We start from the raw sequence: 12803 nt of genomic DNA on the forward strand, positions 1-12803 counted from the left end.
AATGCCGACAGCTCTTTGGATTGCCCATGTGCATGTGACGGATGCCGAGGCCTATGGCCGCTACGCCAAGGAGGCAGGTCCTGCCATCGCGGCGCATGGCGGCGTTTTTCTGGCCCGTGGCGGGCGCTATGTGCAACTGGAAGGCAATGACCGCGCGCGCAACGTGGTGGCCCGGTTCCCCAGCCTTGAAAAGGCGGTTGAATGCTACAACTCGCCCGCCTATCAGGCGGCGCTGGCCCATGCGAAGGGGGCCAGTCTGCGCGACTTGATGGTCGTCGAAGAAATCGAGTGATGCCGTCCTTTGATAAAATGGCCCCTTCGGGGGCCGTTTTCATGTTAGTGTCACGGAAAACAAGAATCCGAGGCGGAGCATGTTCCTTTTCCTGACCTTCCGGGGGTGCATCTGATGTGCCGCTGGGCTGCCTATGTGGGGGCGCCGATCTTTTTGGAAGAGATCGTGAGCCGCCCCGGCCATTCCCTGATCCATCAAAGCCATTGCGCAACGCAATGTCATACGGCCATCAATGCCGATGGCTTTGGCTTGGCGTGGTATGGCGAGCGTCCTGAACCGGGGCTTTACCGTGATGTTCTACCCGCGTGGTCGGACCCCAATCTGCGCAGCCTGACGGCGCAGGTCAAATCGGGGCTTTTCCTTGCCCATGTGCGCGCGTCAACCGGGACGGCGACCAGCCGGAACAATTGCCATCCCTTCACGGTGGGGCGGTGGAGTTTCATGCATAATGGGCAGATCGGGGGCTATGATGCCTTTCGCAGGGATGCCGATATGATGATCCGCGAGGATCTTTACCCCCACCGCAAGGGTGCCACGGATAGCGAGGCGCTGTTTTTGATCGCGCTGGCCGAGGGGCTGGAGGAGGATCCGCAAGGGGCCATGCAACGGGCGGCGGGGCGGGTGATCGCGCTTGCGCGCGAGAAGGGCACGCTGCCCCATCTGCGGCTGACGGCAGCGCTGTCGGATGGGGTGCGGCTGCATGCCGTGCGCTATGCGACGGATGCGCATGCGCCAACGCTTTATCATCGCTGGTCGGATCGGCGGCAGGGACGGGCGGTGGTGTCTGAACCCTTGGAACAGGATGAAGGCGACTGGATCGAAGTGCCGGCGGGCAGCTTCTGCACCTTTGACGGGGCAGGGGTGACGATCCGTCCCTTTGCGCCAGAGGGGATCAAGCTGGCCGCCTGACGGACCATTTCCACGAAAGGCGTGTTGACGGAACCTTCGGGGGCGTTAAGGTTCATTGCCTTGCGCCACTTTTTTTCTTGGGTCGTGCAAGGGGTGCCAAGAGTTCCGAGTGCCAAAAGATTTTTGAGGCGGGGGGAGTTCTGGGCATGGCCGTGCCTTTTCCGGATTGGAATGACCTGAGAGATATTCTGTTGATCACGGATGCGGGGAGCCTGTCTGGCGCGGCCCGTCTTGCCGGGATCAGCCAATCGACAATGTCGCGCCGACTGGCCGCGATCGAGGCGAACGGTCAGCCGATCTTTCAGCGTGACGAGATGGGCCGGATGACCCCGAATGCGCGCGGACAGGATATGGTGGCGGCAGCGCGCGAGATGGCGGCGATTTATGACAAGGTCAAGGCGCGGTTGACCGATGCGCCGCCGCCTTTACGGATTGCCAGTTGCGAGATGCTGTCGCGGTTGTTCCTTGCGCCATCCTTGCCGGTCTGGGCGATGCGGGCGGATAGTTCAGCCGAGGTTTCGGTGCATGACGATGTCTATGGCCTTGATCCTGATGTTTATGACGTGATGCTGGCCCCCATGGCCACGGCCCCCGAACGCAGCACGGGGCAGTTGCTTGGGACCTTGGACATGGCGCTTTATGCGGCGCCATCCTATGTGGCGCAGCATCGTATCCGTGGGCGGTTGGAAACGCTTGATGGTCAAGGGGTTATCCGCGCGTCCCGCGCGCTTGCGGATGTGGAAAGCTATCGTTGGCTGGCGCGATTGGGGGGAAATGTCTCGCTCTTGTCGCCCAATGTACCGACGATGATGGAGGCCTGTGTCGCAGGCCTTGGCATTGCGCTTTTGCCGCAGGACCTTGCCGCCAATGACGCGCGGCTGTTGCCCTTGGATGGTCCACCGGCCCCGCCTTGCGATATCTGGGCGGTGGCCGAGGGTCAGTCCGGGTCTGACCCAAGGATCGCCGGTTTCCTGAAATGGGCGCGCGGCGAGTTCCGCGCCACCCATCCCTAGATCAGGCGGATTTCGCCTGCCGCTTGCGTTCATGCGGATCAAGGACGCGCTTGCGGAGGCGGATGATTTTCGGTGTGACTTCAACAAGTTCGTCATCGTCGATATAGGCGATGGCCTCTTCAAGGCTGAACTTGATATGGGGGGTCAGGCGCACTGCCTCATCCGTGCCAGAGGCGCGGACGTTGGTCAGCTTCTTGCCCTTGAGGGGGTTCACCTCAAGATCATTATCCCGGCTGTGTTCGCCGATGATCATGCCTTCATAGACGTTTTCCTGCGGGCCGATGAACATGCGGCCGCGATCTTCAAGGTTCCACAGCGCATAGGCGACAGAAACGCCGTTTTCCATCGAGATCAGAACACCTTGGCGGCGGCCCTGGATCGGGCCCTTATGGGGCACCCAGCCGTGGAAGATGCGGTTCAGGACGCCAGTGCCGCGCGTATCGGTCAGGAACTGGCCGTGATAGCCGATCAGCCCGCGCGAAGGGACATGCGCGATGATCCGCGTCTTGCCGGCCCCTGCGGGCTTCATCTCGACGAGATCGCCTTTGCGTTCACCAGTCAGTTTGTCGATGACCGCGCCGGAATATTCGTCGTCAACATCGACGATGACCTCTTCCACCGGTTCCATACGCACGCCGTTTTCTTCCTTGAAGATCACGCGGGGGCGGGAAATGGAAAGTTCAAACCCTTCGCGGCGCATGTTTTCGATCAAGACGCCCATCTGAAGTTCGCCGCGACCCGACACTTCGAAGGCCTCGCCACCGGGGGTGTCGGCGACCTTGATGGCGACGTTGGTTTCGGCCTCTTTCATCAGGCGGTCACGGATGACGCGGGATTGCACCTTGGTGCCGTCGCGCCCTGCAAGCGGGCTGTCATTGATGCCGAAGGTGACGGTAATCGTAGGCGGATCAATGGGTTGCGCAGGAAGGGCGGTGTCCACCTCAAGCGCGCAGAGGGTATCGGCCACGGTGGCCTTGGTCATGCCGGCGAGGGTGACGATGTCACCCGCCACCGCCTCATCGATTGCGGTTTGGGTCAGGCCGCGGAAGGCCAGAACCTTGGTCACGCGGAACTGTTCGATCCGGTCCCCCGTACGGGCGAGGGCCTTTAACGTTTCACCAACCTTTAGGCGACCGGATTCGACGCGGCCCGTCAGGATGCGGCCGATGAAGGGATCGGCCGAGAGCGTGGTCGCCAACATCGAGAAGGGTTCGGACTGGCGCGCGATCTGTTTGGGTGCCGGCACATGGCGAACGATAAGGTCAAACAGCGCCGTAAGGTCCTTGCGCGGGCCATCGAGGCTGTCATCGGCCCAACCGGCGCGGCCAGAGGCATAGAGATAGGGGAAATCAAGCTGATCGTCATCCGCCCCAAGATTGGCGAACAGATCAAAGACTTCGTTAAGGGCGCGGTCGGGCTCGGCATCCGGCTTGTCGACCTTGTTCAGCACGACAATGGGCCGCAACCCAAGGGCCAGCGCCTTGGACGTGACGAATTTTGTCTGCGGCATCGGGCCTTCGGCGGCATCGACCAGCAGGACCACGCCATCGACCATGTTCAGAATCCGTTCCACCTCGCCGCCGAAATCGGCGTGGCCGGGCGTGTCGACGATGTTGATGCGGGTGGACCCATGTTCCACCGAGGTGCATTTCGCCAGGATCGTGATCCCGCGTTCGCGTTCGATGTCATTGGAATCCATGGCCCTTTCGGACACGGCCTGATTGTCGCGGAAAGAACCGGACTGTTTCAGCAGCTCGTCGACGAGGGTGGTTTTGCCATGGTCGACATGCGCGATGATGGCGATGTTGCGAAGCTCCATCGGGGAGATCTCTTTCGGGTTTTCTGCGGTTGCGAGGGCCTTACAGCGTTTGTTGGCTGTTGGCTAGGGCCGTCAGGCGGCGATGTAGCGGTCGCGACGGTGGTTGATGGCTAGGAAGAGGGAGTAGGTGGCTGCGCCAAGGAAGGACCAAAGCAGGGTTTCGGTCGGCAGGATCAGGGCGGCGGCGGAAAAAATAACAATATCAACAGCCAGTTGCGTGTATCCCGCGCGGATGCCGAGGCGGTCTTGCAGGATCAGAGCGGGGATGGCGAAGCCGCCGAAGCTGCCGCCATGGCGGACGACGGCGAGGGCGGCGATGCCGAAGAGGATGCCAAAGAGAAGTGCGGCGAAGGCGGGGGCCATCGGGCCAAGGATCATCCAGCGCGGCAGGATGTCGATCAGGATGGAAAGCGCGGCGGTAGAGATCAGGGTTTTCAGCGCGAAGCGGCGGCCAAGATACCACCAGCCCAAGCCGAGAAAGGGCAGGTTGATCGCAAAATAGATCAAGGAAAACGGAAGGTTGCCTGTGTAAGCTATCAAGACGGCAAGGCCTGTCGTCTGGCCTGTGGCGAAGCCCATATGGGTGAGGATGTGGATGCCGAGGGCGGCCATGATGATGCCGAAGGCGATGCCTTGGATGTCCTCAAAGACGGAATGGCGGCTGGGGTCGGTCATGGGGCACCTTCGGGTGGGGTGAATGGGTCATAGCATGTGACCTTTATAGGGTCAAGCATGCTGACCTATGCACAGGCTGTGGCGGGGGTGCATCAGCGCGGGCGGATCGGGGGCATGGGGGGATTGCCAGAGGCGGCTGAGTCGGGGTACCGACACCTATCCGCAACGCAAAAGATGGAGGGCGTGATGGTGAACATTGCTGGATCGTCACGGCGTGGCGGGATCTTCGGGCTGCGGGGCTTTGCCCGCTATGGGCGCGGCTAGCGTCCTTTCGCCCATATTGCGCCTTGCCTGAAGAAGGCGCGACAACCCTCTGACATCGCAGGATGATTGGCCGTTTTCACCGGGTCTGAACCCGGTCGCACGCGCCCGCATCCCGCCCCAACCCAACCTTCAACAGGAGCCGGATTCCCTGCGCGGCAGGGGCCGGGACAGGACATGGACCAGACACTGACCAAGGGGCAGGCGATGCCCCATTCCATCCATCAGGCCATCGCCGAACATGGCGCTGGCCGCGTCATGGCGGTGGCGCTGCGGTCGCTGATCGGGGCGGTTTTTGCCCCCGTCGAGGCCGATGCGACCGACCGGCTGAGCGATCATCTGCGGCGCGATATCGGGTTGCCACCCCGGGGCAGCCCCTTGCCGGAAGCACCGATGATCCCGCTGCGGTGGTGATGAAAAAGGGCCGGATCCTGCGATCCGGCCCCGTATCTTTTGTGCCCTGTTTTGTGCCGCAAACTGTGCAGCAAACTGTGGGCACAGAGCGTGCGGTGCGTTAACCCGCCAGCGCCTTGTTCAGATATTCGTCCACCTTTTCCAGATAGCCCATCGTGGTGAGCCATTTCTGATCGGGGCCGACAAGGAGGGCGAGGTCCTTGGTCATCCAGCCATCTTCGACCGTCTGCACCGTCACCCGTTCCAGCGTGGTGGCAAAGGTCATCAGGGCGTCATTGCCATCCAGCTTGGCGCGGTGCTTCAGGCCGCCCGTCCAAGCGTAGATCGACGCGATGGAGTTGGTCGAGGTCTGCTTGCCCTTCTGGTGTTCGCGGTAGTGGCGGGTGACGGTGCCGTGGGCGGCCTCGGCCTCGACGATCTTGCCATCGGGGGTCATGAGGACCGAGGTCATGAGACCCAGCGAGCCGAAGCCCTGCGCCACGGTGTCGGATTGCACGTCGCCATCATAGTTTTTGCAGGCCCAGACATAGCCGCCCGACCATTTCAGCGCCGAGGCCACCATGTCGTCGATCAGGCGGTGTTCGTAATGGATGCCTGCCGCCTTGAACTTGTCTTCGAACTCTTCGGCATAGACCTTGGCGAAGAGGTCCTTGAAGCGACCGTCATAGGCCTTGAGGATCGTGTTCTTGGTGGAGAGGTAGACAGGCCAGCCCTTCATGAGGCCGTAGTTCATGGAGGACCGGGCGAAGTCGATGATCGACTCGTCGAGGTTATACATCCCCATCACGACGCCAGAGCCGGGGGCGTTGAACACTTCACGCTCAATCACCTCGCCGTCGTCGCCCACGAATTTCAGCGTGAGCTTGCCCTTGCCGGGGAAGCGGAAATCGGTCGCGCGATACTGGTCGCCAAAGGCGTGGCGGCCCACGACGATGGGCTGGGTCCAGCCGGGGACAAGGCGGGGAACGTTCTTGCAGATGATCGGTTCGCGGAAGATCACACCGCCAAGGATGTTGCGGATGGTCCCGTTGGGGGATTTCCACATCTGCTTGAGCCCGAACTCCTCCACCCGCTGTTCATCGGGGGTGATGGTGGCGCATTTCACGCCGACGCCGTGTTTTTGGATCGCGTGAGCCGCGTCGATGGTGATCTGGTCATTGGTGCGGTCGCGCTCTTCGATCCCCAGATCGTAATAGTGCAGATCGACATCCAGATAGGGCAGGATCAGCTTTTTCTTGATGAAGTCCCAGATGATCCGGGTCATCTCGTCGCCGTCGAGTTCGACGACGGGGTTTGCCACCTTGATCTTGGTCATGCCCTTGGCCCTTTCGGAAAATGGATTCGGCTGCGGCGGTGCATAGAGCAAAACGCGGGCTTTGGGAAGATTTGTATGCAACGGCATACCGAAATGTCGCGGGCCGGAAGCGAGGGTTGACGGAACTCTCCCTGCGGTTGATCGTTCAGGAGAGGGTGTTGAAGGGTTGGTAATGAAGCATATTGCGATTTTTTGTGATGGGACCTGGAACCATCTGGACGCGGCAGAGCCCACGAATGTCGCGATCCTGTCGAAGAACGTGCCGCCCGTGACAACGGACGGGGTGGTGCAGCGGGCGATCTATTTGCCGGGGGTCGGGACGCGGCGGGAAAAGGCCGGGATCATCGAGACGGCAGTGGATCGGGTGACGGGGGGTGCCTTCGGCTGGGGTCTGAACGCGCGGCTGGAGGCGGCCTATCGCGAGGTGGCGGAAGAGTATCGGCCGGGGGATCGGCTGTTTCTGTTCGGCTTTTCGCGCGGGGCCTATATGGCGCGGTCGCTGGCGGGGCTGTTGCGGACCTGCGGGTTGCCTGTGGAGGCGACGAAGGGCCGGATCGGCGAGGCGATGGAGCGCTATCGCCGCCGTGCGCCAGGATCGCACCCGGATGCGCCTGATCCTTTGCGATTTCGCGCCGCCTATTCGCCGATGCTGGCCACCAGCGAGACGGACCGAATGGTCCGGCCCGGCCCGGTGGCGATGCTGGCGGTGGATTATCTGGGGGTGTGGGACACGGTGGGGGCGCTGGGTGTGCCGGACCAGTTCGCGGGCTTGGCGGGATTTTTCAACGGGAAATACAAATTCCACGACTTGCGGCTGTCGAGCATGGTGAAAGCGGCGCGTCATGCCGTGGCGATTGACGAGCGGCGCAAGACCTTTCCCCCGACGCTATGGGAGAACCTGACCGATCTGAATGCGGGCGAGGGGGAGCGGCCCTATCGGCAGGAATGGTTTCCGGGCACGCATGGCGGCGTGGGCGGCGGCGGGCCGATCCGGGGCCTGTCGAATGCGGCGCTGTTGTGGATCGTGGAGGGGGCCGAGGCGGCGGGGATGCAGGTTTCGCCTGCAATGAAGGCAGCGGCTCAGGCGGGGGTGCAGATCGATGCGCCTTTGGACAATCACCCGCCGTCACACAGCCCGGTGGCGCGGATGCTGTCGCGGAATGCGGCGGATCGGGCACCGCCGCCCTCGCTGAGCGCTATTTCTGATCTGGCGCGTGAAAGGTGGCGGTTGCACGGCTATCGCCCTGTGCCGCTGCGCCCCTTTGGGCCACGCTTGGACCCTGCTGTGATGCCGGAGGAGTGGGGTTAGGCGAAAAAGGGGGCGACCTTGGCGCGGACCCAATCCCAAAGGGCAGGGGCACCGCGCGCGACTTTGGACCCGACGCGGGTATCGAGCTGATCCAGCGTCACGTTATAGGTGATCCATGTCCCACCGCCCGATTGCAGATTGGCCATGACGGGCTGCACGCGGTCGAGGCTTTTGGCGAAACGGGCATCGGGTGTTTCGGCGGCCTCGAATTCATCCCAGAGGGCGCGGAACCGGGTGGCGAGGTCGGGCGGCAGCAGGCCGAAGATGCGGTCGGCGGCGCGCTGTTCGGCCTCTTGCGTCTCGGTCGAGGCATGGGCTTTGCCATTGGCGGAATGAATGGGGACATCGCCCACGTCAATTTCCACAAGGTCGTGGAGCAGGAGCATCTGGATGACGCGGGTGATATCGACCCCCGGTTCGGCCTGATCGGCGAGGGTCAGGGCATAGAGCGCAAGGTGCCAGCTGTGTTCGCCGGAATTTTCGCGGCGTGAGCCATCGCAAAGCGTGGTGGCGCGGAGGACGGACTTCAGGCGGTCCGCCTCGTTCAGAAAGGCGAATTGCGCGGCGAGGCGGTCGTCGGGCGTCATCAATGGCCGCTATCGGCCCCGCGTGGGGCGGCGGGCGCGGCGGTGCCAGACCGTTTGGCGGCCAGCGAGCGGGCAAGGAAATCGCGCCCGCGCTTTTCGGCCAGCCGAACGCGGACAGCGGTCATGAAGGCCTCTTGCGTGGTGGGCGACAATTCACCCAGCACCTTGGACATCTTTTCGTAAAACCGATCATCACCAAGTTCACCCTGCGCCTCAAGGACATCCTTGGCGAGCGCATCGGCAAGTTCCTCGATCACGCGCATCAGCGAGAGCCTTCGGTCAGGCGGCGGCGGACATATTCGCTGACCGTGTCGATCATCGGTTTCATATGCGCCTCTTCATCCTTGAAGAAGTGATCCGCGCCTTCGATTTCCTTGTGGGTGATCGTGATGCCCTTTTGTTCGTGCAATTTGTTCACCAATTGCTTGGTGTCCTTGGGCGGGGCGACACGGTCGGCAGAGCCGTTGATGATCAGGCCCGAGGAGGGGCAGGGGGCGAGGAAGGAGAAGTCGTAAAGGTTCGCGGGTGGCGCGACCGAGATGAAGCCTGTGATTTCCGGGCGGCGCATCAGAAGCTGCATCCCGATCCATGCACCGAAGGAAAAGCCCGCGACCCAGCAATGTTTCGCGTTCTGGTTCATCGATTGCAGGTAATCCAGCGCCGAGGCCGCATCGGAAAGTTCGCCGATGCCTTGGTCATATTCGCCCTGGCTGCGGCCCACGCCCCGGAAGTTGAAGCGCAGGACCGTGAAGCCCAGATTGTAGAAGGCGTAATGCAGGTTATAGACGACCTTGTTGTTCATCGTGCCGCCATATTGCGGATGCGGATGCAGCACGATGGCTATGGGCGCGTCACGGTCTTTCTGGGGATGGTAACGGCCTTCGAGACGGCCTTCGGGGCCTGCGAAAATCACTTCGGGCATGCGTGTCGCGCCTGTCTTTCCTTGAGCGATTGTTGACGGCTTCGCTCGGACAATTTAGAACCATTCCAAAGCGCGGCCCTCAGGGCGCGGTTCGGGGTCGGTCTGGAGGTAATGGGCCGAAAACCCCGCGTCAATGTTTTTGGAGGGGTGTCGCCATGAAACTCTCGACCAAGGGGCGTTATGCGATGGTGGCGCTGGCCGATTTGGCGCTGGCGAAAGGCGATGATCTGGTGTCGCTGGCCGAGGTGGCGAAGCGGCAGGATATCAGCTTGCCCTATCTGGAGCAGTTGTTTGTCAAGCTGCGCCGCGCAGGGCTTGTGGAGGCGGTGCGGGGACCGGGGGGCGGCTATCGGCTTGCGCGCAGCCCCGATGCGATCCGCGTGTCGGATGTTCTGGAGGCGGTGGAAGAGACGGTCGATGCGCTGCATACGGGGGCGGGCGTGTCCGGCGGGCTGTCGGGGACCAAGGCGCAGAGCCTGACCAATCGGCTGTGGGAGGGGTTGAGCGCGCATGTCTATGTGTTTTTGCACCAAACCCGGCTTTCGGATGTGATCCGCAACCAGATGACGCCTTGCCCCGCGGTGCCTGCGCTGTTCCGGGTGGTGGATGAAGATGCGTGACCAGTCCTGTGGCGTTCCGCCGGGGCGGTCGTCGGAATTAAGTATTTGGGCCAAGGTGAACCATGGGGTCTAGGGTCTATCTGGACTGGAACGCGACGGCGCCTTTGCGGGGCGAGGCGCGGGCGGCCATGATTGCCGCGATGGATGTGGTGGGGAACCCGTCATCGGTGCATGCCGAAGGGCGCGCGGCGCGGGCGCTGGTGGAGCGCGCACGGGCGCAGGTGGCGGCGGCGGTTGGCTGCAAGCCAGCGGAAGTGGTGTTCACCTCTGGGGCAACAGAAGCGGCGGCGGTGCTGGGCCGGTTGCCGGTGGCGCGGGTGGAGGTTGACCCTACGGCGCATGATTGCCTTTGGTCGCAGCGGCGCGATGGGGAGGGCAGCCGGGCCATAGGCTGGGGTTATGCCAATAATGAGACAGGGGTGATTGCCGAGCCGTCTGCGCGCGAGGATGGCGCGCCCCTGATGCTGGATATCGTGCAGGCGGTGGGGAAGGTGCCGTTTTCCTTTGCCTGGAGCGGGGCGGAGATGGCGGTGGTGTCGGCCCATAAGTTCGGCGGGCCAAAGGGGATTGGCGCGTTGATCTTGCGGGATGGGGTGGAGGTGACCCCCGCGCTGACCGGGGGCGGGCAAGAGATGGGGCGGCGGGCCGGGACCGAGAATATCATCGGCATCGCCGGTATGGGCGCGGCGGCCGAGGCGGCGGCGCGCGATCTGGCCGATGGGGTCTGGGACGAGGTGGCCGAACTTAGAAATATTCTAGAAAGCGCATTGTCCTCGGTGGCAAACAATACTATTTCCGTCGGGAATGATATGCCTCGGCTGCCCAACACGCTGTGCCTGATCGCGCCCGGCTGGAAGGGCGAGACGCAGGTGATGGCGATGGACCTTGCCGGTTACGCCATTTCGGCGGGATCGGCCTGTTCGTCGGGCAAGGTGCGGCCAAGCCGCGTGTTGCTGGCGATGGGCCATGACGAGGCGCAGGCGGCACAGGCGATCCGCGTATCGCTGGGGCCGGGTGTGACGAAAGAAGAGGTGCTGCGCTTTGCCGATGTTTGGTCGGCGCAGTATCGCAAGGCCCTGAGCCGGGCTGCATGACGTGGAAAGACCGGGGCGCTTGCCCCGCCGTGGAGATGGACCGATGACCGAAGCCGCACTGAAGGACGCAAGCATCCGCGATGGCGTCGATCGTGAGACGATCGAAACCGTGCAGGCCATGGCCGGGAAATACAAATACGGCTGGGAAACCGAGATCGAGACGGAATATGCGCCGAAAGGCCTGTCGGAGGATATCGTCCGGCTGATTTCCGAAAAGAACGGCGAACCCGAATGGATGCTGGACTGGCGTCTTGCGGCCTATCGGCGCTGGGTGAAGATGGAAGAGCCCCGCTGGGCGATGCTGAATTACCCGGAAATCGACTATCAGGACCAGTATTACTACGCCAAACCCAAGAGCATGGCCGTCAAGCCGAAGTCGCTGGATGAGGTGGACCCGAAGCTTTTGGCGACCTATGCCAAGCTGGGCATCCCTTTGAAGGAGCAGGCGCTGCTGGCAGGGGTCGAGGCACCCGAGGGCGAGCGGAAAGTCGCGGTGGATGCGGTGTTCGATTCCGTGTCCGTGGGCACCACTTTCAAGGCGGAACTGGCCAAGGCGGGCGTGATCTTTTGTTCGATCAGCGAGGCGGTGCGTGAGCATCCGGAGCTGGTGAAGAAATATCTGGGGTCGGTTGTGCCGCAATCGGACAATTTCTTTGCCACTTTGAACAGCGCCGTATTTTCGGACGGGTCCTTCGTCTATATCCCCGAAGGTGTGCGCTGCCCGATGGAGCTGAGCACCTATTTCCGCATCAATGCCGAGAATACGGGGCAGTTCGAGCGGACGCTGATCGTTGCCGAAAAAGGATCTTACGTCTCATATCTGGAGGGCTGCACCGCGCCGAAGCGGGACACCCACCAGCTGCATGCGGCGGTGGTTGAGATTGTCATCCTTGAGGATGCCGAGGTGAAATATTCGACCGTGCAGAACTGGTATCCCGGCGATGAGGAAGGCCGGGGTGGCATCTACAACTTTGTCACCAAGCGGGCCGATTGCCGGGGGGCACGGTCCAAGGTGATGTGGACCCAAGTTGAAACGGGGTCGGCGATCACATGGAAATACCCGTCCTGCATCCTGCGCGGCGATGACAGCCAAGGCGAGTTCTACTCCATCGCCATCGCCAACAATGCCCAGCAGGCGGATACCGGCACCAAGATGGTGCATCTGGGCAAGAACACGAAATCGCGGATCGTCTCCAAGGGGATTTCGGCGGGTCGGGCGCAGAATACCTATCGGGGGCTTGTCAGCATGCACCCGAAGGCCACGAATTCGCGCAACTATACGCAATGCGACAGCCTGCTGATCGGCGACAAATGCGGGGCGCATACGGTGCCTTACATTGAGGTGAAGAACAACTCGTCGCGCGTGGAGCATGAGGCGACCACGTCCAAGGTGGACGAAGACCAGCTGTTCTATTGCCGGTCGCGCGGGATGGATGAGGAAGAGGCGGTCGCGCTGGTGGTGAACGGCTTCTGCAAAGAGGTGCTTCAGGCACTGCCGATGGAGTTTGCGCTGGAAGCCCAGAGCCTTGTGGCGATCAGCCTTGAAGGGTCGGTGGGGTAGTCAAAAATCTTC

Annotated in this window: 15 protein-coding genes; 9 read left to right on the plus strand and 6 right to left on the minus strand. The window is 62.2% G+C overall.

Going from position 1 to position 12803, the window contains the following annotated elements; all coding sequences use genetic code 11:
* Position 1 precedes the first annotated feature (1 nt).
* The 3 genes from QF092_RS03905 (at position 2) to QF092_RS03915 (ending at position 2214) form a co-directional block, all read left to right on the plus strand.
* On the plus strand, positions 2-292 hold the full coding sequence (locus QF092_RS03905; RefSeq protein ID WP_125323858.1) for a DUF1330 domain-containing protein: 291 nt from the start codon (positions 2-4) through the stop codon (positions 290-292).
* A gap of 114 nt (positions 293-406) precedes the next feature.
* Positions 407-1201 carry a class II glutamine amidotransferase gene (locus tag QF092_RS03910; protein WP_281467812.1) on the plus strand — a complete coding sequence of 265 codons (795 nt, stop codon included), beginning with the start codon at positions 407-409 and terminating at the stop codon, positions 1199-1201.
* 146 nt (positions 1202-1347) lie between these two features.
* Entirely contained in the window at positions 1348-2214 is an 867-nt protein-coding gene (locus QF092_RS03915; protein WP_281467814.1) for a LysR family transcriptional regulator, read from the plus strand.
* A gap of 1 nt (position 2215) precedes the next feature.
* Here the strand turns inward: QF092_RS03915 and typA are convergent, their stop codons facing one another.
* Together typA and QF092_RS03925 are read right to left on the minus strand one after the other, a co-directional pair.
* Positions 2216-4033, minus strand: coding sequence for a translational GTPase TypA (typA, locus tag QF092_RS03920; protein WP_281467816.1), 1818 nt, complete (start codon positions 4031-4033; stop codon positions 2216-2218).
* Positions 4034-4105: 72 nt separating this feature from the next.
* The gene (locus tag QF092_RS03925; RefSeq protein WP_281467818.1) at positions 4106-4708 is read right to left on the minus strand and encodes a YitT family protein; all 603 of its coding nucleotides are present in this window, start codon (positions 4706-4708) and stop codon (positions 4106-4108) included.
* Positions 4709-4765: 57 nt separating this feature from the next.
* Here QF092_RS03925 and QF092_RS03930 point away from each other — a divergent pair, with 57 nt between their 5' ends.
* Both QF092_RS03930 and QF092_RS03935 read left to right on the plus strand, forming a co-directional pair.
* On the plus strand, positions 4766-4972 hold the full coding sequence (locus tag QF092_RS03930) for a hypothetical protein (protein ID WP_281467820.1): 207 nt from the start codon (positions 4766-4768) through the stop codon (positions 4970-4972).
* A 174-nt stretch (positions 4973-5146) separates the two neighbouring features.
* Positions 5147-5383 carry a hypothetical protein gene (locus QF092_RS03935; protein ID WP_281467822.1) on the plus strand — a complete coding sequence of 79 codons (237 nt, stop codon included), beginning with the start codon at positions 5147-5149 and terminating at the stop codon, positions 5381-5383.
* A 100-nt stretch (positions 5384-5483) separates the two neighbouring features.
* On the opposite strand, the gene QF092_RS03940 is transcribed toward QF092_RS03935, so the two are convergent.
* Positions 5484-6698, minus strand: coding sequence for an NADP-dependent isocitrate dehydrogenase (locus QF092_RS03940; protein WP_281467824.1), 1215 nt, complete (start codon positions 6696-6698; stop codon positions 5484-5486).
* A gap of 172 nt (positions 6699-6870) precedes the next feature.
* Between QF092_RS03940 and QF092_RS03945 the strand changes: the two genes are divergently transcribed.
* Complete coding sequence (locus QF092_RS03945) at positions 6871-8007, plus strand: DUF2235 domain-containing protein (protein WP_281467826.1); 1137 nt, start codon at positions 6871-6873, stop codon at positions 8005-8007.
* Here the strand turns inward: QF092_RS03945 and QF092_RS03950 are convergent.
* Genes QF092_RS03950 through QF092_RS03960 form a run of 3 tightly spaced genes read right to left on the minus strand, consistent with a single transcriptional unit; the run spans position 8004 to position 9516 of the window.
* Positions 8004-8594, minus strand: coding sequence for an HD domain-containing protein (locus QF092_RS03950; protein WP_281467828.1), 591 nt, complete (start codon positions 8592-8594; stop codon positions 8004-8006). The two genes, QF092_RS03945 and QF092_RS03950, sit on opposite strands and share 4 nt — an antisense overlap.
* Positions 8594-8857 carry a hypothetical protein gene (locus QF092_RS03955; RefSeq protein WP_281467830.1) on the minus strand — a complete coding sequence of 88 codons (264 nt, stop codon included), beginning with the start codon at positions 8855-8857 and terminating at the stop codon, positions 8594-8596. The genes QF092_RS03950 and QF092_RS03955 overlap by 1 nt, the downstream gene beginning before the upstream one ends.
* Positions 8857-9516 carry an alpha/beta hydrolase gene (locus tag QF092_RS03960; protein ID WP_281467832.1) on the minus strand — a complete coding sequence of 220 codons (660 nt, stop codon included), beginning with the start codon at positions 9514-9516 and terminating at the stop codon, positions 8857-8859. Before QF092_RS03960 ends, QF092_RS03955 begins: the two co-directional genes overlap by 1 nt.
* A 155-nt stretch (positions 9517-9671) precedes the next feature.
* Here QF092_RS03960 and iscR point away from each other — a divergent pair, with 155 nt between their 5' ends.
* The 3 genes from iscR (at position 9672) to sufB (ending at position 12791) form a co-directional block, all read left to right on the plus strand.
* Positions 9672-10136 (plus strand): Fe-S cluster assembly transcriptional regulator IscR, encoded by a 465-nt coding sequence (gene iscR / locus QF092_RS03965; protein ID WP_281467834.1) that lies wholly within the window; start codon positions 9672-9674, stop codon positions 10134-10136.
* A gap of 62 nt (positions 10137-10198) precedes the next feature.
* Complete coding sequence (locus QF092_RS03970) at positions 10199-11230, plus strand: cysteine desulfurase family protein (RefSeq protein ID WP_281467835.1); 1032 nt, start codon at positions 10199-10201, stop codon at positions 11228-11230.
* A gap of 43 nt (positions 11231-11273) precedes the next feature.
* Complete coding sequence (gene sufB / locus QF092_RS03975) at positions 11274-12791, plus strand: Fe-S cluster assembly protein SufB (protein WP_281467837.1); 1518 nt, start codon at positions 11274-11276, stop codon at positions 12789-12791.
* The last annotated feature ends 12 nt before the right edge of the window (positions 12792-12803 follow it).

Source organism: Fuscovulum ytuae (assembly GCF_029953595.1).
GTDB lineage: Bacteria > Pseudomonadota > Alphaproteobacteria > Rhodobacterales > Rhodobacteraceae > Paragemmobacter > Paragemmobacter ytuae.